Source organism: Streptomyces sp. NBC_00344 (genome assembly GCF_036088315.1).
Lineage (GTDB): Bacteria > Actinomycetota > Actinomycetes > Streptomycetales > Streptomycetaceae > Streptomyces.
Window position 1 is genome coordinate 4,856,102 of record NZ_CP107996.1, and the last position, 17,558, is coordinate 4,873,659.

Consider the following 17,558-nt stretch of genomic DNA (forward strand, 5'->3'; position numbering starts at 1 on the left):
AAGGGGCGCTCGGCCCCGGAGCAGGGCCGTGGTCCCCGGCGGGCGCCGGGGACCACGGCCCGCCGTCATTCGACCTCCACCACGGCCTGCGCGAACTGTGCGGCGTACAGGCGCGCGTACGCGCCGTCCGCGGCCAGCAGTTCGTCGTGCGAGCCCTGCTCGACGATGGCCCCGCTCTCCATCACCAGAATCACGTCGGCGTCACGGATCGTGGACAGCCGGTGCGCGATGACGAAACTGGTGCGTCCGTGCGCCAGCCGCGCCATCGCCTTCTGGATCAGCACCTCGGTACGGGTGTCGACCGAGCTGGTCGCCTCGTCGAGCACCAGGATCACCGGGTCGGACAGGAAGGCCCGCGCGATCGTGATCAGCTGCTTCTCGCCCGCGCTCACCCCCGTGCCCTCGTCGTCGATCACCGTGTCGTACCCGTCCGGCAGGGTGCGGATGAAGCGGTCGGCATGGGCAGCCCTGGCGGCTTCCTCGACCTCCTCGCGGGTCACCTGGCGGGAGGCCCCGTACGCGATGTTGTCCGCGATGGTGCCGCCGAACAGCCAGGTGTCCTGGAGCACCATGCCGATACCCGAACGCAGTTCCTCGCGTGACATCTTCGCGATGTCGGCGCCGTCGAGCATGATCCGGCCGTCGGTCACCTCGTAGAACCGCATCAGCAGATTCACCAGAGTCGTCTTGCCCGCGCCGGTCGGACCGACGATCGCCACCGTGTGGCCCGGCTCGACCGACAGCGAAAGATCGTCGATCAGCGGCTTGTCCGGCTCGTAGCGGAAGGAGACCTTCTCCAGCGAGATGCTGCCGCGCAGATCGTCGGGCCGGCCTGCGGACACGGAGTCCGGCGCCTGCTCCTCGGCGTCGAGCAGTTCGAAGATCCGCTCGGCGGACGCGACACCGGACTGCACCAGGTTCGCCATCGAGGCGACCTGGGTCAGCGGCATCGAGAACTGCCGCGAGTACTGGATGAAGGCCTGCACGTCACCGATCGACAGGGAGCCGGTGGCGACCCGCAGACCGCCGACGACCGCCACCAGCACGTAGTTGATGTTCGAGACGAACATCATCAGCGGCTGCATGATCCCGCTGTTGAACTGCGCCTTGAAGCTCGCGTCGTACAGGGCGTCGTTCTGCTCGCGGAAGGCCTCGGCCGACTCGTCCTGCCGTCCGAAGACCTTCACGAGGGCGTGACCGGTGTACATCTCCTCGATGTGGGCGTTGAGCTTGCCCGTCACCTTCCACTGCTGCACGAACTGCGGCTGTGACCGCTTGCCGACCCGCGTCGCGACCACGACCGACAGCGGCACCGTCACCAGCGCGACCAGGGCGAGGATCCAGGAGATCCAGAACATCATCACCAGCACACCGATGATGGTCAGCAGCGAGTTGATGAGCTGGCCCATCGTCTGCTGCATGGTCTGGCCGATGTTGTCGACGTCGTTCGTGGTGCGGCTCAGCACCTCGCCGCGCTTCTGCTTGTCGTAGTACGACAGCGGCAGCGTCGACAGCTTCCCCTGGATGTCCTCGCGCATCCGGTACACGGTCTGGTTGACGATCCGCGCCACCATCCGGGTGGCCACCAGCATCAGCAGTCCCGCACACACGAAGGCCGCGAGCGCGAGGAGCAGGACCTTGCCGACCTCGGTGAAGTCGATGCCCTGGCCCGGCGTGAAGCTGATGCCGCCGAGCATGTCGGCCATCCCGCCCTGGCCGCGGTCGCGCAGCCCCTGGAGCGCCTGCGCCTTGGTGATGCCCTTCGGCAACTGCCGGCCGACGATCCCGGAGAAGACCAGGTCGGTCGCCCGGCCCAGGATCTTAGGCCCGACCACCGAGAGCGCGACGCTGCCTATGACCGCGGTCAGCATCGTGAACATGGCCGGGCGGTCATGCGCGAGCATCCGCAGCAGCCGTTTGCCCGACCCCTTGAAGTCCGTGGACTTCTGGACGGGCCCTGCCATCATGCGTCCACCAGGACCCGCCATCAGGCCGCCTCCGCCTCGGTGAGCTGGGAGAGCACGATCTCCCGGTATGTCTCATTGCCGGCCATCAACTCGTGATGGCGCCCCGTACCGACGACCCGGCCCTCGTCCATGACGACGATCCGGTCGGCGTCACGGATGGTGGAGACGCGCTGGGCGACTATCACCACCGTCGCTTCGGACGTCTCCTGGCGCAGCGCGGCACGCAGCGCCGCGTCGGTCGCGTAGTCCAGCGCCGAGAAGGAGTCGTCGAAGAGATAGATCTCCGGGCGCTGCACCAGTGTTCTGGCGATCGCCAGACGCTGCCGCTGCCCGCCGGAGACATTGGTCCCGCCCTGCGAGATCGGGGCGTTCAGCCCGCCATCGAGCTGCGCGACGAAGTCCCTGGCCTGCGCGACCTCCAGCGCGTGCCACAGGTCGTCGTCGGTGGCGTCGGGGTTCCCGTAGCGCAGGTTCGTCGCGACGGTGCCGGAGAAGAGATACGGCTTCTGCGGGACCAGCGACACGGTGCTGGCCAGCAGCACCGGGTCGATCTTCCGCACATCGGTGCCGTCCACCAGCACTTCCCCGCCGGTGGCGTCGAACAGCCGCGGCACCAGGCCGAGCAGCGTCGACTTGCCGCTGCCGGTCGACCCGATGACCGCGGTGGTCTCACCGGGCAGTGCCTGCAGCGCGACCTCCCTGAGTACGGAGGCCTCGGCGCCCGGGTACTTGAACCCGGCGCCGCGGATCTCAAGATGGCCGTGCCTGGCCAGTTCCCGTACCGGCTGCAGCGGCGGTACCACGCTGGAATCGGTGGTGAGCACCTCCTGGATGCGCTCGGCACACACCTCGGCGCGCGGCACCATCATGAACATGAAGGTGGCCATCATCACCGACATCACGATCTGCATCAGATAGGCGAGGAACGCGGTGAGCGCGCCGATCTGCATCGCACCGCTGTCGATGCGGTGCGCGCCGAACCAGACCACCGCGATCGACGAGATGTTGACCACGGTCATCACAGTGGGGAACATCAGCGCCATCAGCCGCGCTGTCCCCAGCGAGACCTCGGTCAGCTCGGTGTTGGCCCCCTCGAAGCGGCCCTTCTCGTAGTCGTCCTTCACGAAGGCGCGGATGACCCGGTTGCCGGTGATCTGCTCGCGCAGCACCCGGTTCACCGTGTCGAGCCGCACCTGCATCTTCCGGAACAGCGGACGCATCCGCCGGATGATCAGCGAGACCAGGACGAGCATCACCGGGACGACCGCGATCAGCACGAGAGAGAGCGGCACGTCCTGACCGAGCGCCAGGACGATGGCGCCGACACACATGATCGGCGCGGAGGCCATCAGAGTGAACGCCATCAGCGTCAGCATCTGGACCTGCTGGACGTCGTTGGTGGTACGGGTGATGAGGGACGGCGCACCGAAGTGCCCGACCTCACGGGCCGAGAAGGACTGCACCCGGTCGAAGACCCCGGCACGGATGTCCCTGCCGACCGCGGCAGCGGTCCGGGCACCGAAGTAGACGGCCCCGATGTTGCAGCCGACCTGAACGAGACTGATGGCGATCATGAGGCCGCCGAAGCCCAGGATGTAACCCGAGTCTCCCTTGACGACACCGTTGTCGATGATGTCCGCGTTGAGGGTGGGCAGGTAGAGAGTGGCGCAGGTCTGGAACAGCTGTAGCAGCACCAGCAGGGCCATCGGTTTCTTGTACGGACGCAGGTAGGTCCGCAGAATTTTTATGAGCACGCGCTGTCTCTCGGGGTCGGCAGGCAGGATCGGGCCGGGGGCTCGGGCACGGAGACCCAGTTTCCGACACACGGGAACCCGAAATCGAACCCTTTTCCCCAAGGGCCGGTCAAGAAGCCCGGGAGTCAGGAAGAGGAGCCGAAGGCTCCGGGGTGGATCTGGTCGCGGATCGCGCTGTACTGCTTGCGTACCGCCTGCCCGACGGGGAGATCGTCGCCCGGTTCGAGTATCTGTGCGGCCGCCCCCTGCCAGGCCGGCGGAGCCTGCGGGCCGAGTGTGCCCTCGGACACACCGAGTGCCCACGCCGCCTGCCGGGCGGCGCCGACCGCCGCGTAGTCCGCCGGCTGCGGGACGACGACCTGTGCGCCGAAGATCGCCGGCGCCGCGGCCTGCACGGCGGGCAGTTCGGCGGCCGCGCCGAGCAGGAACACCCGGCGCACCTCGACCCCGCGGTCCCTCAGCACGTCCATCGCGTCCGCCAGCGAGCAGAGCATGCCCTCGAAGGCCGCCCGCGCCAGATGCTCCCGCTTCATCGACTCGCGCCGCAGTCCGGACAGGGTGCCGGCGGTGTGCGGCAGCTGGGGGGTGCGCTCGCCCTCCAGATACGGAAGGAGCACGAGCCCGGAGGCGCCGGGGGTGGAGGTCAGCGCAAGCGCGGACAGCGCGCCGAGGTCGTCGACGCCGAGCAGTTCGGCGGTGCCGCGCAACGCCCGGACGGCGTTGAGTGTATGGACGACCGGAAGATGCATCCCGGTCGCGTCGGCGAAGGATGTGATCATCCCGGTCGGATCGGTCAGCGCCTCGTGATGCACGCCCATCACCGAGCCGGAAGCCCCGAGCGACACGACCACGTCTCCGGTCGATACGCCGAGTCCGAACGCCGCTGCCATGGTCTCGCCGGTACCCGCGGAGATCAGCAGCCCCTCGGGGGTGGTCCCCGCGGCGTCGGACGGTCCCAGCACTTCCGGTACCGCCGCCTGGTGTCCCAGCGCGAGCTCCACCAGATCGGGACGGTAGGAGCCGGTCGCCGCCGACCAGTAGCCGGTCCCGGAGGCCGCGCCCCGGTCGGTGGTCCGCCGTGCCGGCCGCCCCAGCAGCTGCCACACCAGCCAGTCGTGCGGCTGCAGCAGTGCGGTGATCCTGGCGGCCGCATCGGGTTCGTGCTTGGCGAGCCAGCGCAGCTTGGCCACCGGCTGCGAGGCTTGCGGTACCGATCCCACTGCCTCCGCCCAGGCCGAACGGCTGCCGAGCGCGTCGATCAGATCAGCGGCGGCCACCTGAGCCCGCTTGTCGTTGCCGACCAGCGCGGGGCCGACCAGATTGCCCTGCCGGTCCAGTGGGACCAGACCGTGCTGCTGTGCCGACACACCGATGGCCTGGACGCCTTCGAGCAGGCCGCCGGCGGCCGCCTCGCCGAGCGAGAGCAGCCACACCTGCGGATCGACCTCGTGCGACTTCGCCTCGACCGGGTGCGGCGCGTACCCCTGGCGCAGCACGGCGCCCGTGTCCGTGTCGCAGACGACGATGCGGGTGAACGCGGACGAGCTGTCAAGACCGGCGACTATCCCCATGGTCAGATTGTGCCGCACATCGGGTGCCCCCGGGGGTTACGGGACCGCCTCAGGTCACAGGTCAGGTGTTCGTGGTGCCCCAGTCGTCCTCGACGACGCCGTTGCGCTCCCGCAGCGAGCGGACCCGCTGGGCCACCGATTCGGGCATCCGGTCCCCGACCTTCTCGCTCACCGAGTGGAGTGCCTTGCCCGCCACGTCGCGCCCGTTGTGCGCCGCGGACTCGGCCGCGTTGCGCACCGCCGGGTTCTGCGCCACCTGGCGGGCCGACTTCTTCAACTGCTCATACCGCTCGCGGCCCGCCCGCGTGCCGATCACGTAACCGAGAGCGAGTCCAACGACGAACGTGAGCTTGTACCGCATGGCTGCCACCCTTCCCTTTGCGCTGATGCTGCCCGCCTACCCGGATCACGCGTGATCACCCGGGGGCGGAACCGATTGGCGGAGCACCCCCCTGCTTGCGCTAATGTATGTGTCGCAGCGAGCACACGCCCCCCGGGACGGTCCGGATTGGGTACGTTCGGTGCAACGCAGCATTCCCCTGTAGCTCAATTGGCAGAGCAGCCGGCTGTTAACCGGCAGGTTACTGGTTCGAGTCCAGTCGGGGGAGCGCGGTCCCCTGTAGCTCAATTGGCAGAGCATTCGGCTGTTAACCGGAGGGTTACTGGTTCGAGTCCAGTCGGGGGAGCAGAAGACGGAGAAGGGCCCCTCGGGGCCCTTTTTCGTGTGCGGTCCCCGCCCTGATGGAACCGTCCGGCCTGCGACGGAGTCCTCATGGTTGAGCGATGCCGACCATCCGAGGCAGGAGATCGTATGAGCGGCTATGCTGCGGCAGACGGCGCGCACAGGTGTACGCGCCACGCCGTAATGGGGCGGTAGCTCAGCCGGTTAGAGCAGCGGACTCATAATCCGTCGGCCGTGGGTTCGAGTCCCACCCGCCCCACCACTCAGCGTGCTCGAAGAAACGTTCTGACCAGCGTCTCGGCTGGTCGGAAGCGGACACGAGAGGGCCTCGGCGGTCTTTCCTGATCATGTTGGCACGGCCGGGGGGCCATGCTGAGGACGCGCGGCAGGCGGCGGGGCGAATATCCCTCGTACGGCCCCCTTCGCGGACATCCGACAGGGCGTCAGCTGTCCGGCACCGGCCCCACTGCCGAGGGCCGCGCCCCGTTACGCCGGCGCAACGGTCCTCCGGCGCCTCTTCCGCCGGTCCGCCAAGGCGGCTCGGAGCGGGTACTTCGCCGCGGTGGCGCGGCCGGGACCGCCGGCCGGGGAAGTGCGGAGGTCCTGCTCCGGAACACTCGCTCCATGAGGGCCGTACGGCGACACCTATAGTGCCGGGATGCCGTCCTACAGCATTGGCCGCGCAGCGAGTCTGCTGGGTGTGAGTTCGGAGACCGTACGCCGCTGGGCCGACGGCGGTCAGATCGCGATGGACCGGGACGGCGCGGGAAACCGGATGATCGACGGGGTGAGCCTGGCCGCCTTCGCCAAGGACCGCGCCGCAGGCCTGCATCCGGTGCCCGGCGAGGCCCGGACATCCGTACGGAACTCGTTCGCCGGGATCATCACGGCGGTCACCGTCGACGATGTGGTCGCCCAGGTGGAAATCCAGTCGGGGCCGCACCGCCTGGTGTCGCTGGTGAGCCGCGAGGCGGTCGACGAACTGGGAATCGTGGTCGGTGCGACGGCCACCGCACGCGTGAAGTCGACACATGTACACGTCGACAGGCCCGGTGCGCCGAGCTGAGGCGGGCAGGTCGTGGATACCCGGCGATGCGGGTCTGAGCCTCACAAAAGCCAGGAGTAGTCGACTCATCGGCTGGCATGTGTGGTTCATCCATCGGCGGGCGGGGCATGACGGTGGAGCAGCCGCCGCGTTGACCGCTGGAGGGGACCCTGATGAGTGGACTCGGCACGCCGTCCCGTATCGCATCCGAACACTCCCGACGTCTGCTGGTCGGCGGGCAGTTGGCGCGGCCCGCCGCGCTGAGCGTCGCGGACCTGCGGGCCGGCTGGGGGCAGCACCGGGCCGATGTGGTGTTCGAGTGCAGCAAGAACGGACCGCAGCACCACAGTTTCGAGGGGCCGCTGCTGCGGGATGTCGTCGGCGACGCACGGCCGTCCTTCGACGCCGCCCGGCGCAAGGACCGTTCCCGGTTCCTGCTGGCCGTCACGGGTGGCGACGGTCATCACGCGGTGCTCTCCTGGGCGGAGATCGACACCGACTTCGGTGATTCCCCGGTCCTGCTGGCCACCGTCATGGACGGCCGGGCGCTTGATCTGGAGGGGAGCCAGTTGGTGGTGCCTTCCGACCGCTGCGGAGCCCGCTACGTCAGCGCGATCACCGGTGTCTGGGTCGGGGCCTGCACGTTTCCCGGGCGGCCGCCGCTGCCGCTGACGCCTTCGCTGCCTTTCCGGTAGCGCGACAGGCCGCTGGAGGCCCCCGCGTCCCCGGGGGTCTCCAGCACCGGCGGCACATGAGGGTGGTGCCCGGCAGGTGGCAGTTCCCGGCCGTGGGCCGTCCTCAGCCGGTGGCGAGGGAGATCTCGGTGGACTTGATCAGCGCCGTCACCGCGGAGCCGGAGGTCAGGCCGAGATCGATGACCGCGTCCCGGGTGATGGCCGCCGTCAGCTCGCCGCCGTCGACGGCGATCTTGACACCGGCCATGGCTCCACCCGTGGTGACCGACGCGACCGTCCCTGGGAGGCGGTTACGGATGCTCAGGCCCGTGACGGAGCCGGTGGCCAGCGACACCTCGGTGGACTTGAACAGGGCACGTACCGGCGAGCCCTCGGCGATGCCGAGGTCCCGAACGGCCTCCAGGGTGATCGCCGCGGTGATCTCCTGACCCCTGTCGAGCCGGACCTTGACGGTGGCCATGACCTCTCCGGGGGTGACACCGGCAACGGTGCCCGGCAGCTGATTGCGGATGCTCAAGCTCATGGTGAACGCCTCGCACGCGGAGTGGAATGTACAGCTTTGCGTCGTGTGTACTCCGCACTCTAGCCGCGGTGCTCAGAAACAGTGATCTGTGGTTCTGCCGTGCGGGTCGCATGTGGCAGCCGGGCGGGCGGGATGTGCCCCATATGCGGGGCGGCATGGACTGTTCTGCCGCACAGGCCGTCCGTGCCACCGGGCCGGGCGGCGGTCCCGGCTCGCCTCCGCGCACGGACGGAATGCCACCCGTGCGCGGAGAAGCGGGGAAGGGAAAGCGGTCAGCGGGCTTCCAGGCGCCCGATCGCGCGCAGCGAGCCGTCGCAGGACAGGCTCTCGGTGCCGTCGCCCGTGTGCCAGTCGCCGTACAGCGTGGTCACGGTGACCGGCCACCTGACGTTGCTCACGTCATTGCAGTCGACGACCAGGCGCCAGGTGTACGAAGAACCGCTGTAGCAGGTGGCGGAGGCGGAACTGCCGCTGCCGCCGAGGTTGCAGGGGAGGCTCGCGGCCTGGGCCGCGGGGGCGGCGGCCAGGATGCCTGCCGCGGTCACCGAGCATGCCGCCAGGGCCAGCAGAGTCTTCACGCGCATGGGGGGATCTCTCTCTCGGATGCTCTCAGGACTGACGAGCCGGGTGAAGGGGCGGCCGGCCGGGCCGAGGCCCACTATGGCCCACAAACCGCCGCAGGTCTAGACCACTTTGCGGGCAACTTCCTTACGGCGGAGGGGAATTGCTCACTCGGTGGCCGGTCCGTTCGGTCCGCGACTGCCGGTACCGATAGGCCGGGGCCGCCGGTGCCACGTAGATGTAGAGGGAAAGCGGTTAGCATCCTGTGTGACCCAGACAAGCCCGCCCCAGGTTCCGCCCCGGGACCCCTCCCAGGACCCGCCTCAGGGACAGCCGATACGCCGGCGCATACTCGCCGACCTCACCCCGCTGCGCACCTCACCCCATTTCCGGCGGCTGTGGTTCGGCAACACGGTCTCCTGGATCGGTCAGGGCATGACCGCACTGGCGATCTCCCTCCAGGTGTACGACCTGACCCGCTCGAGCTTCTCGGTCGGCCTGGTGGGGCTCTTCTCCCTGGTGCCGCTGGTCGCCTTCGGTCTCTACGGAGGAGCCGTCGCCGACACTCTGGACCGGCGGAAACTGGGACTCTGGAGCGCCATCGGTTCGGCAGTCCTCTCGGCCGGACTGTCGGCAGCCGCGTTCTCCGGCCTCCACCACGTCTGGTTCCTCTACGGCATCGTGGCGCTGCAGTCCGTCTGCGCGGCCCTCAACGCACCGGCCAGATCGGCGATGATGCCCCGGCTGGTGCCGGCCGAGCAGCTGCCTGCCGCCAACGCGCTGAGTTCGATGACCGGGACCTCCGGAATGCTGCTCGGGCCGATGCTCGGTGGACTGATCGTCGGCTTCTGGGGCTACCAGGCCGCTTATCTCGTCGACGCGCTCTCCTTCCTGGCCGCGCTGTACGCGATGTGGCGGCTGCCCTCGATGCTTCCGGACCGGGCGGCCGGAGCCGGGCGCCGGGCATCGGTGCTGGACGGACTGCGCTTCCTTGCCACGCGTCCCAATCTGCGCATGACGTTCTTCTCCGACTTCTGCGCCATGATCCTGGCCCAGCCCAGGGCGCTCTTTCCCGCCGTTGCCGTGCTCTGGTACGCGGGCGATGCCCGCACGACCGGGCTGCTGGTCGCGGCGCCGGCGGTGGGAGCACTGCTCGGCGGGGTCTTCTCGGGCTGGCTGAGCGGCGTCAGGCGGCACGGTCTCGCCATCGTCTGCGCCGTCGCAGGGTGGGGGCTCGCCGTGGCGGTGTTCGGACTGACCAGGAACATCTGGCTCGGGCTGTTCTTCCTCGCGGTGGCCGGAGCCGCGGACACCGTGTCGATGGTGTTCCGCAACACCATGATGCAGGTGGCGGCGCCCGACGAGATGCGCGGCAGGCTGCAGGGGGTCTTCATCGTGGTGGTGGCGGGCGGCCCGCGACTCGGCGACTTCCTCGCCGGATCGGCGGGAGATCTGTCGACCCCGACCGTCGCGGTCGTCGGTGGCGGCATCGCCTGTGTTCTGGCGGTCGCCCTGCTGGCCTTTGTGGGCCGCCGCAACTTCCTGCGCTACGACGCCAGGTCGCCGCAGCCGTAGCGCTCTCGTCCGTCACACTCCGGCGCCACCGGCCAGCGACCGTTTGAGGATCTTCCCCATCTCGTTGCGAGGCAGCGCGGACAGATACCGGACGGTGCGCGGGCGCTTGTGCGGTGACAGCCGCCGGGCCACATGGTCCGCCAGCTCCGTTTCTCCCGGCGGGGACTGCGGGTCCCCGGGAACGATCCAGGCGACGATCCGCTCACCCAGATCCGCGTCGGGCTCGCCGGTGACAGCCACATCGGCGACCCCTGGATGCTCGAGAAGCGCGTTCTCGATCTCGCCGGCACCGATCTTGTAGCCGCCGCTCTTGATCAGATCGGTTGCCTTCCGGCCGACGATCCGGACCCGGCCCTGCTCGTCGACGGCCGCCAGATCGCCGGTACGGAACCAGTCGCCGTCGAACGCGGCCGCCGTCGCGTCCGGCCGGTTCAGATACTCCAGAAAGAGATTCGGTCCGCGCACCTGGATCTCGCCGATGCCGTCGGCCTCGTCCGCCAGGCGCAGCTCGACGCCGCGCAGCGGAACACCGACGGTGCCGGGCGGGGACGCGGTGCCCGCCCCGGCCGGGGATTCGGAGCACAGCATCAGGGTCTCGGTCATGCCGTACCGCTCGATCACCCGGCAGCCGGTCGCCGCCGTGATCCGCTGGTGGTCGTGCACGGGGAGCGCCGCGGAGCCGGACACCAGAATGCGGGCCCGTGCCAGCGCTCCGGCCAGATCCCGGTCCGTTTCGAGGGACTCGGCAAGCCGGTGGTACATCGTCGGCACCCCGAAGAGCATGGTCGCTCCGGAGCGCAGTTCCCTTGTGACACCTTCCGCGGAGAACCGGCCCAGGTGGCGTACGGATCCGCCGCGTCGCAGCGGTCCCAGGATGCCGAGGATCAGACCGTGGACATGGAACAGCGGCAGGGCGTGCACCAGGACGTCGTCGGCCGTCCACCGCCAGGCTTCCTCCAGCGCGTCCAGCGTCGAAGCGATGGCCCTGCGCGGCAGTACGGCGCCCTTCGGCGGTCCGGTGGTGCCGGAGGTGTACACGATCAGCGCGGGCGTCTCCGGGGAGGGCTCGGCGGGCAGCGCGGAAGGCGGACCCGTGAGCGGAATACCGATACGGTCCAGCCCCGCGAGTCCGGCAGGCAGTTCCTCGCCCGCTCCGGCCAGCACCGCGGTCGGCGCGCTGTCCGACACGATGTGCGCCAGCTCCCGCTCGCCAGTCTTCGGATTCAGCGGTACGGCCGCAACTCCGGCCAGCAGTGCGGCCACCACTCCGACCACCGTCTCGGGCGTGGGTGTCGCCCACACCGCGACGCGTCCGGCGCCGGTGATCCGGGAGGCCAGCGTTCCGGCGGCCGCGGCCAGTTCGCCGTAGGACAGGGTGCGCGCGCCGAAGCGTACGGCCTCCCGGCCGGACGTGGGGTGCAGGGCAGGGAGAAGGACGGTCATGCCCCGCACCCTAGACCGACCCGCACACGGGGGCGGCGTCCCGGGGCCGGGGCCACGCGCCATTGGCCGGTCGGTCTCAAGGCAGCGGCGTGCCGGGCCGCGGGGATTCGGGTGGTGCCTCCCAGACCGCCGGATTGGTGCCGCCCTCGGCGTCCGGTGTCTCCGATGTCCCGTCATGGGTGACGGTCATCCGCACGGTCTGTGCCCGTGCGTCGATCACCACCGTTATGTGCGACACGTTCGCCGCCCGGTGGGCCAGGGCGAGCGCCCTGCGCAGCTCGGCCAGGAGTTCACCGCTCATCGTGTCGGGGATCCGGGAGTCCACCGGGCCGAGGAAGCGCACCGATGGGATGAAGCCCAGCAGCACGCCCGCTCCCTCCGTCTCGCGCAGTACCCGGCCGCGCAGCGTGGACGGTGCCCGGGCCGGTGGCTGCTGGAGGGCGAAGATCGCGGTCCTGACGTCCTGGATGGTGGAGTCCAGTTCGTCCACGGCCCTGCCGATGAGTTCCCCGAGGTCCGCGCCGTTGGCCCGGCGCCGGGTGGACTCCAGCATCATCTCGGTGGCGAAGAGCCGCTGGATCACCAGATCGTGCAGATCACGGGCGATCCGGTCGCGGTCCTCGTACACCGCGAGCTGCTCCCGGTTCTGCTGTGCGTCGGCGAGTACCAGCGCCAGCGCGGCCTGCGAGGCGAACTGCATGGCCAGCGTACGGTCCACGTCACTGTACGGCCGGGAGCTGCGCCGCCGGGGCAGCGCCAGCGTCCCGATCAGCTTGCCGCCGCTCTGCAGCGGAATCATCATGCTCGGCCCGAAACGCGCCCTCACATGAGTGGTCATGCGGGGATCGGTCGACGAGTCCCCGATGAACACCGGTTCACCGCCGAGGAGTTGGACAAGGACGGAGGAGCCGGGCTCGATGGTGGTGCCCACCAGGTCGCCCGGGTCGTCGAAGGTGGACGCCGCGACGATCTCCATGCCGCCGGTCTCGGTGGGCAGCAGTACGACACCTGCCACCGCATCGGCGAGACTGCGGGCCTGTTCGGCCACGGTCGTCAGTGCGTCGTTCGCGGTCTCACCGGTGAGCAGGGCGTTGGTGACGGTGGCGGCCCCCTTGATCCAGCGCTCCCGCAGCATGGCCGTCTCGTACAGCCGGGCGTTGCCGATCGCCAGGCCGGCCTGGGCTGCCAGGACCTTCAGCAGCGCCTCGTCGTCCGCGTCGAAGGCCCCGTCCCGTTTCCCTGAGAGGCGCACGGCACCGAAGGTCTCGCCGTCCACCTGGATGGGCACCCGCAGCAGCCCGGGTGAGTCGACGGGAAGACTGATCAGGGCCTCGCCGGCGCTGCCGGTCGAGAACACGTCGCTGAGCCTGTCGCGCTCCGGGTCGACCACCGCCAGGACACCGTGGCGTGCGCCCGTCAGGTCTGCCGCCGAATCCACGATGTGCTGGAGGGTGGCCCGCAGACCGAGGCCGGTGCCGACGCCCGCCACCGCTTCGAGAAGCATCGGGAGCCGTGAGTCGTCGCTCATCGTGTCACCCCGGTTTCCCTCACCCGCCGTCCGCCGCGTGGCCGATGAGCGGACAGCGGTCGGTCGTTCCGCGGTCAGTCGTTCAGCGGGTCGAGGACCTTCTGCCGGATCTTTCCCTCCAGCATCGAACCCAGGCCGAGCACCGAGCAGACGTCGGGTCGTTCGGCGATGTGCACCGGCATTCCGGTGGCATCACGCAGCATCTGGTCGAGGCCGGGCAGCCGTGCGCTGCCACCGACCATTATGATTCCGCGGTCGACGAGGTCGGCGACCAGATCGGGCGGGCACTCACGCAGCACTCTGCCGATTCCGTCGATCACGGCCGTCAGCGGGCTGTGGATCGCCTCCCGCATCGCCGCGGTGTCCACGTCCACCGTGCGGGCCAGCCCGGTGATCACATCGCGTCCATGGATCGAGGTGGTCGGGGTTCCGTGCGGGGAGAGGCCGGCGCCGCTGAGGGTCATCTGCAGCGGGCGCACCGACTGCGTCGACAGCAGCAGTTCGTGGTGTTCGCGCAGGTGCTGCATGATCGCCCGGTCGATCGCCTCACCGCCGACCGGGACCCGCTCGGCGGTGACGATCGAGCCGAGCGAGAGCACGGCGATCTGGGTGGTGGCCGCACCGCAGACCATGATCATGGTGGCGGTCGGCTGCTCCACCGGCAGCCCGCAGCCCACCGCGGCCGCGATCAGCGTGTCGACCAGCTCGACCCGGCGGGCGCCGAGTCCGACCAGGGTCTCGACCGTCGCGCGCTGGGCGAGCGGATCGGCCTCGTGCGGGGTGCAGGCCGCCGCACGCAGCATCGGGGTCCGGCGCAGTTTGCGTCGGAGTTTGTCACCGAGCAGCTGGCGCAGCATCCGTCTGGCCATGTCGATGTCGACGACGGTGCCGCCGCTGACGGGGCGGACCACCCGGATGTACTGGGGGGTACGGCCGGTCATCTGCTCGGCGAACGCGCCGACGCCGATCAGAGCGCCGGTACGGACGTTGACCGCGGCGCAGCTGGGTTCGTCCACGACGAGCCCGGTGCCCTTCACGTACACCCGGGTCCTGGCGGCCCCGAGGTCGACGGCCACCTGGCAACGGCGCAACTGCTCAAGACTCACGGTCACGACGGGATCTCCCGGAAGGCGCTGGGTGGAGCACCGGCGACGGCCGGCCCTTCCTCGTAATGGTGCGCGGCCGAAAGGCCGTGCGCGCGCTGGGCTGCGCCGGTCGGGTACCGGGCCCTGACACCGTGCCAGGGGTGACCTGGCAGCCTTCGGGACCGTCCTGTCATCCCGGTGGTTCGTCGGGGAACCGCACCTCCTGGAGCAGGCCCCAGGTGAAGTCGGCGACACAGCGCCGGCCGTCCGGCGGGGTGATGGCCAGCTGCCAGCGGGTCGGTGCCGATCCCTCCATCGGCCGGACGGCGGCGAAGGCGCGGGCCACCTCGTCGACCGTGCACGACCAGGGACGCAGATCCTCCACCGAGGACAGCACGGGGCCGGCGGCCCCCGGGGCGCGGACCAGCCACTCGTTCCACACCGGGCCGCCGGGTGCGGTCAGCACCTCGAACCGCAGATCCGGCCAGAGCGGCACCTGCCACTGGAAGGCGTCGCACTCCAGATCGCCGATCTTCCTGCGGGTGGTCGCCGTGGGCTCGCCGAGCACCGAGCGGTAGCGCTGTGCGGCGCCTCGGGACCGGGGGGAACGGACCATCGCCTGCCAGCGGCGGTTGGCTTCCCGCATGACGGCGAGCGGGACCCCGAGCTCGTGGCGGGCGTCCTCGACCAGCCCCGGCTGCTGGTCGGCCATCCGGCGCAGCAGCACCAGCTGGAAGTCGAGCGGCCCGAAGGGGGCTCCTGGATGCGGCATGCCCCCATCCTGCCCCGACCCCGCGACACACGGTGAAAGGGTGGCTTCCACACAAGATCCTCACAGGTTTGTGCCCCCGGTGGCCCCGCCGCCCGCATAATCTGCGGTCGCCATGGATTACTGCTACGCGTGTCGCAGACACCTCAACGGCGCCCTCGCCTGTGCCGGCTGCGGCACTCCTGCAGAGGATCTCGGGCGGCCCGCGGCCGACGAACCCGCGGTGTACGAGCTCCACATACGCGAGCCGGTGCCCGCAGGGCACCGGCGTGCCCGCAAGCGGCCCGGCCGTGCCCGTCGTGCTCGCAGGCGTTCCGGGCGGCGTACCGCGCTGTTCGCCACGCTGGGCGTGGTCCTTGCCGCCGGTGCGCTGAGCCTGGCCGAGCTGGCGACCGAGGCGCCGCAGCACGGAGAGGCCGCCGGTTCGGTACGCGAGGAGGACCGGCCCACGGAGCCTCCGGCCCCCGGTGGAGCCGAGAGCGAGAGCCCCGGCCGCCCGTCGGCCGTACCCGCGGCGCAGCGGTCGACGGTGGCGGGAAGGGGCGAGCCGTCCGGCGGACCGGGAACGGCGGCCGTCACGGCGGCGGCTTCCGCCTCCGCCCGTCCCGGGCCACGCGGGACCGCGTCCCCCGGAGCGCCCCAGCCGTCCTCGGCCGCACCGGGGCCCTCGTCGCCGGGGCAGAGTGACAGCCCGGGCACCCCGGCGCCCCCGCCCGCCTCGCAGCCGCCGCCCCCGCCACCGCCCGAACCGGCGCCGACGGAGACCTGCACCCGGTTCCTCTGGTGGTGCACCTGAGCCGTGCGGCTCAGCCGAGCATGCGCCTGAGCAGGTCGCGCAGAACTGTGCGCTCCTCGGCGGACAGCTCTCCCAGCGGCTCCCGGGCGAAATTCAGTGACGCGCGGAGCTGTTCCGCGGTCTCGGTGCCCAGGTCCGTTGCCGCGGCGAGTTTGATCCGGCGGTCCGACGGGTCGGGGCGGCGCTCGACCAGGCCGCGGGCTTCGAGCCGGTCGACGATGCCGGTGACGTTCGACGGCTCACATTTGAGTTTTCCGGCGATACGGCGCATGGGCATCGCCTCGATGGAGAGCAGACCCAGTACCCGGGCCTGGGCCCCGGTGAGTGAATGCCCCGCCGCGGCTTCGTCGTACTCCTCGTAGTAGCGGGCGACGACGTCACCGATCAGCTCGACGACTTCGGAGGTCAGCGGGTCTGTTCGAGTGGCCATGGGAACCATGATACCCACTTACTTGACAATCTAAAATATCGAGGCGCATGGTTGTTTCATCACCTGAAGCTTTTCTAGGAGGTTGCACCCCGCATGTCAGTACTCCCCGCCACCGGCCGCGAATGGCACCTCACCGCCCGTCCGAACGGCTGGCCCACCCCCGAGGACTTCGCGCTGCGCGAGGCCCAGGTGAGCGAGCCCGCCGAAGGCCGCATCCTGGTCCGCAACCTCTACTTCTCGGTCGACCCTTATATGCGCGGCCGGATGAACGACGTGAAGTCGTACACCCCGCCCTTCCAGCTCGACAAGCCCATGGACGGCGGCGCGGTGGGCGAGGTCATCGCCTCGAACGCCGACGGGTTCGCGGTGGGCGACCACGTCCTGCACGGGCTCGGCTGGCGTGAGTACGCCCAGGTGCCCGCTCAGTACGCCACCAAGGTCGACGCCTCGCTCGCGCCGCTCTCCGCCTACCTCGGCGTGCTCGGCATGACGGGTCTCACCGCCTATGCGGGTCTCTTCGACGTCGCCTCCTTCAAGGAGGGCGACACGGTGTTCGTCTCCGGCGCGGCCGGTGCGGTCGGAAACCAGGTCGGGCAGATGGCCCGGCTCAAGGGTGCCGCCCGGGTCATCGGTTCCGCAGGCTCCGACGAGAAGGTCAAGCACCTCATCGAGGACCTCGGCTTCGACGCGGCGTTCAACTACAAGAACGGTCCGGTGTCGAAGCAGCTGCGGGAGGCGGCCCCCGACGGTATCGACGTCTACTTCGACAATGTCGGCGGCGAGCACCTCGAAGCGGCCATCACCTCGTTCAACGTGCACGGCCGCGCCACCATCTGCGGAATGATCTCGCAGTACAACAACACCGAGTCGACCCCGGGCCCGCGCAACCTGGCACTGATCATCGGCAAGCGGCTGCGTGTGCAGGGAATGCTCGTCAACGATCACACCGCCCTGCAGCCGCAGTTCGTCCAGGAAGTCGCCGGCTGGATCGCCTCGGGCGAGCTGAAGTACCAGGAGACAGTCGTCCAGGGTGTGGAGAAGGGTGTCGACGCCTTCCTCGGCATGCTGCGCGGTGAGAACACCGGGAAGATGATCGTCGCCCTCAGCCAGTAGTCTCATCATCAGGCCGCCGCG

16 protein-coding genes and 3 tRNA genes are annotated in these 17,558 nt (G+C 69.8%); 8 read left to right on the forward strand and 11 right to left on the reverse strand.

From position 1 onward, the window contains the following. Window positions 1–65 precede the first annotated feature (65 nt). The 4 genes from OHS16_RS21825 to OHS16_RS21840 all read right to left on the reverse strand — a co-directional run bounded on the left by OHS16_RS21825 (window position 66) and on the right by OHS16_RS21840 (window position 5,653). Window positions 66–1,988 (reverse strand): ABC transporter ATP-binding protein, encoded by a 1,923-nt coding sequence (locus OHS16_RS21825; protein WP_328538919.1) that lies wholly within the window; start codon window positions 1,986–1,988, stop codon window positions 66–68. Then, complete coding sequence (locus OHS16_RS21830) at window positions 1,988–3,721, reverse strand: ABC transporter ATP-binding protein (protein ID WP_328538920.1); 1,734 nt, start codon at window positions 3,719–3,721, stop codon at window positions 1,988–1,990. The genes OHS16_RS21825 and OHS16_RS21830 overlap by 1 nt, the downstream gene beginning before the upstream one ends. Window positions 3,722–3,846: 125 nt before the next feature. Beyond that, window positions 3,847–5,292: an FGGY family carbohydrate kinase gene (locus OHS16_RS21835; RefSeq protein WP_328538921.1), complete on the reverse strand. Its 1,446-nt coding sequence runs from the start codon at window positions 5,290–5,292 to the stop codon at window positions 3,847–3,849. 61 nt (window positions 5,293–5,353) lie between these two features. After that, a complete protein-coding gene (locus OHS16_RS21840) occupies window positions 5,354–5,653 on the reverse strand; it encodes a YtxH domain-containing protein (protein WP_328538922.1) in 300 nt (99 codons plus the stop codon). Window positions 5,654–5,827: 174 nt separating this feature from the next. On the opposite strand from OHS16_RS21840, the gene OHS16_RS21845 reads away from it, so the two are divergent. From OHS16_RS21845 to OHS16_RS21865, 5 genes are all read left to right on the forward strand, one after another. Beyond that, window positions 5,828–5,900 (forward strand) — tRNA-Asn (locus tag OHS16_RS21845). A gap of 5 nt (window positions 5,901–5,905) precedes the next feature. After that, window positions 5,906–5,978, forward strand: a tRNA-Asn gene (locus OHS16_RS21850). Window positions 5,979–6,159: 181 nt separating this feature from the next. Next, a tRNA-Ile gene (locus tag OHS16_RS21855) sits at window positions 6,160–6,236 on the forward strand. A 396-nt stretch (window positions 6,237–6,632) separates the two neighbouring features. Continuing rightward, window positions 6,633–7,040, forward strand: a complete 408-nt coding sequence (locus OHS16_RS21860) for a TOBE domain-containing protein (protein WP_328538923.1) — start codon at window positions 6,633–6,635, stop codon at window positions 7,038–7,040. A gap of 152 nt (window positions 7,041–7,192) precedes the next feature. Further along, the gene (locus OHS16_RS21865; protein WP_328538924.1) at window positions 7,193–7,714 is read left to right on the forward strand and encodes a molybdopterin-dependent oxidoreductase; all 522 of its coding nucleotides are present in this window, start codon (window positions 7,193–7,195) and stop codon (window positions 7,712–7,714) included. 103 nt (window positions 7,715–7,817) lie between these two features. Here OHS16_RS21865 and OHS16_RS21870 read toward each other — a convergent pair whose 3' ends face one another. Both OHS16_RS21870 and OHS16_RS21875 read right to left on the reverse strand, forming a co-directional pair. Beyond that, on the reverse strand, window positions 7,818–8,237 hold the full coding sequence (locus OHS16_RS21870) for a TOBE domain-containing protein (RefSeq protein WP_328538925.1): 420 nt from the start codon (window positions 8,235–8,237) through the stop codon (window positions 7,818–7,820). Between the two features lie 272 nt (window positions 8,238–8,509). Further along, a complete protein-coding gene (locus OHS16_RS21875) occupies window positions 8,510–8,821 on the reverse strand; it encodes a hypothetical protein (RefSeq protein WP_328538926.1) in 312 nt (103 codons plus the stop codon). Between the two features lie 313 nt (window positions 8,822–9,134). Between OHS16_RS21875 and OHS16_RS21880 the strand changes: the two genes are divergently transcribed. After that, entirely contained in the window at window positions 9,135–10,373 is a 1,239-nt protein-coding gene (locus OHS16_RS21880) for an MFS transporter (protein WP_328540934.1), read from the forward strand. Between the two features lie 12 nt (window positions 10,374–10,385). Here the strand turns inward: OHS16_RS21880 and OHS16_RS21885 are convergent, their stop codons facing one another. The 4 genes from OHS16_RS21885 to OHS16_RS21900 all read right to left on the reverse strand — a co-directional run bounded on the left by OHS16_RS21885 (window position 10,386) and on the right by OHS16_RS21900 (window position 15,201). Further along, a complete protein-coding gene (locus tag OHS16_RS21885; protein WP_328538927.1) occupies window positions 10,386–11,816 on the reverse strand; it encodes an acyl-CoA synthetase in 1,431 nt (476 codons plus the stop codon). Window positions 11,817–11,892: 76 nt separating this feature from the next. After that, window positions 11,893–13,344 (reverse strand): GAF domain-containing sensor histidine kinase, encoded by a 1,452-nt coding sequence (locus tag OHS16_RS21890; protein WP_328538928.1) that lies wholly within the window; start codon window positions 13,342–13,344, stop codon window positions 11,893–11,895. Between the two features lie 74 nt (window positions 13,345–13,418). Further along, window positions 13,419–14,456: a rod shape-determining protein gene (locus OHS16_RS21895; RefSeq protein ID WP_328538929.1), complete on the reverse strand. Its 1,038-nt coding sequence runs from the start codon at window positions 14,454–14,456 to the stop codon at window positions 13,419–13,421. A gap of 163 nt (window positions 14,457–14,619) precedes the next feature. After that, window positions 14,620–15,201 (reverse strand): hypothetical protein, encoded by a 582-nt coding sequence (locus OHS16_RS21900; protein ID WP_328538930.1) that lies wholly within the window; start codon window positions 15,199–15,201, stop codon window positions 14,620–14,622. A gap of 112 nt (window positions 15,202–15,313) precedes the next feature. On the opposite strand from OHS16_RS21900, the gene OHS16_RS21905 reads away from it, so the two are divergent. Further along, entirely contained in the window at window positions 15,314–15,994 is a 681-nt protein-coding gene (locus OHS16_RS21905; RefSeq protein WP_328538931.1) for an SCO2400 family protein, read from the forward strand. A gap of 10 nt (window positions 15,995–16,004) precedes the next feature. On the opposite strand, the gene OHS16_RS21910 is transcribed toward OHS16_RS21905, so the two are convergent. Continuing rightward, on the reverse strand, window positions 16,005–16,424 hold the full coding sequence (locus tag OHS16_RS21910; RefSeq protein WP_328538932.1) for a MarR family winged helix-turn-helix transcriptional regulator: 420 nt from the start codon (window positions 16,422–16,424) through the stop codon (window positions 16,005–16,007). 93 nt (window positions 16,425–16,517) lie between these two features. Between OHS16_RS21910 and OHS16_RS21915 the strand changes: the two genes are divergently transcribed. After that, window positions 16,518–17,537 (forward strand): NADP-dependent oxidoreductase, encoded by a 1,020-nt coding sequence (locus OHS16_RS21915; protein WP_328538933.1) that lies wholly within the window; start codon window positions 16,518–16,520, stop codon window positions 17,535–17,537. Window positions 17,538–17,558 lie beyond the last annotated feature (21 nt).

What these genes read in the sequence shown, in the direction of transcription:
- OHS16_RS21885 (WP_328538927.1), bottom strand. Translation starts at nt 11,816, where the DNA reads ATGACCGTCCTTCTCCCTGCCCTGCACCCCACGTCCGGCCGGGAGGCC.
- OHS16_RS21905 (WP_328538931.1), top strand. Translation starts at nt 15,314, where the DNA reads ATGGATTACTGCTACGCGTGTCGCAGACACCTCAACGGCGCCCTCGCC.
- OHS16_RS21900 (WP_328538930.1), bottom strand. Translation starts at nt 15,201, where the DNA reads ATGCCGCATCCAGGAGCCCCCTTCGGGCCGCTCGACTTCCAGCTGGTG.
- OHS16_RS21865 (WP_328538924.1), top strand. Translation starts at nt 7,193, where the DNA reads ATGAGTGGACTCGGCACGCCGTCCCGTATCGCATCCGAACACTCCCGA.
- OHS16_RS21840 (WP_328538922.1), bottom strand. Translation starts at nt 5,653, where the DNA reads ATGCGGTACAAGCTCACGTTCGTCGTTGGACTCGCTCTCGGTTACGTG.
- OHS16_RS21835 (WP_328538921.1), bottom strand. Translation starts at nt 5,292, where the DNA reads ATGGGGATAGTCGCCGGTCTTGACAGCTCGTCCGCGTTCACCCGCATC.
- OHS16_RS21910 (WP_328538932.1), bottom strand. Translation starts at nt 16,424, where the DNA reads ATGGCCACTCGAACAGACCCGCTGACCTCCGAAGTCGTCGAGCTGATC.
- OHS16_RS21875 (WP_328538926.1), bottom strand. Translation starts at nt 8,821, where the DNA reads ATGCGCGTGAAGACTCTGCTGGCCCTGGCGGCATGCTCGGTGACCGCG.
- OHS16_RS21860 (WP_328538923.1), top strand. Translation starts at nt 6,633, where the DNA reads ATGCCGTCCTACAGCATTGGCCGCGCAGCGAGTCTGCTGGGTGTGAGT.
- OHS16_RS21870 (WP_328538925.1), bottom strand. Translation starts at nt 8,237, where the DNA reads ATGAGCTTGAGCATCCGCAATCAGCTGCCGGGCACCGTTGCCGGTGTC.
- OHS16_RS21825 (WP_328538919.1), bottom strand. Translation starts at nt 1,988, where the DNA reads ATGGCGGGTCCTGGTGGACGCATGATGGCAGGGCCCGTCCAGAAGTCC.
- OHS16_RS21915 (WP_328538933.1), top strand. Translation starts at nt 16,518, where the DNA reads ATGTCAGTACTCCCCGCCACCGGCCGCGAATGGCACCTCACCGCCCGT.
- OHS16_RS21890 (WP_328538928.1), bottom strand. Translation starts at nt 13,344, where the DNA reads ATGAGCGACGACTCACGGCTCCCGATGCTTCTCGAAGCGGTGGCGGGC.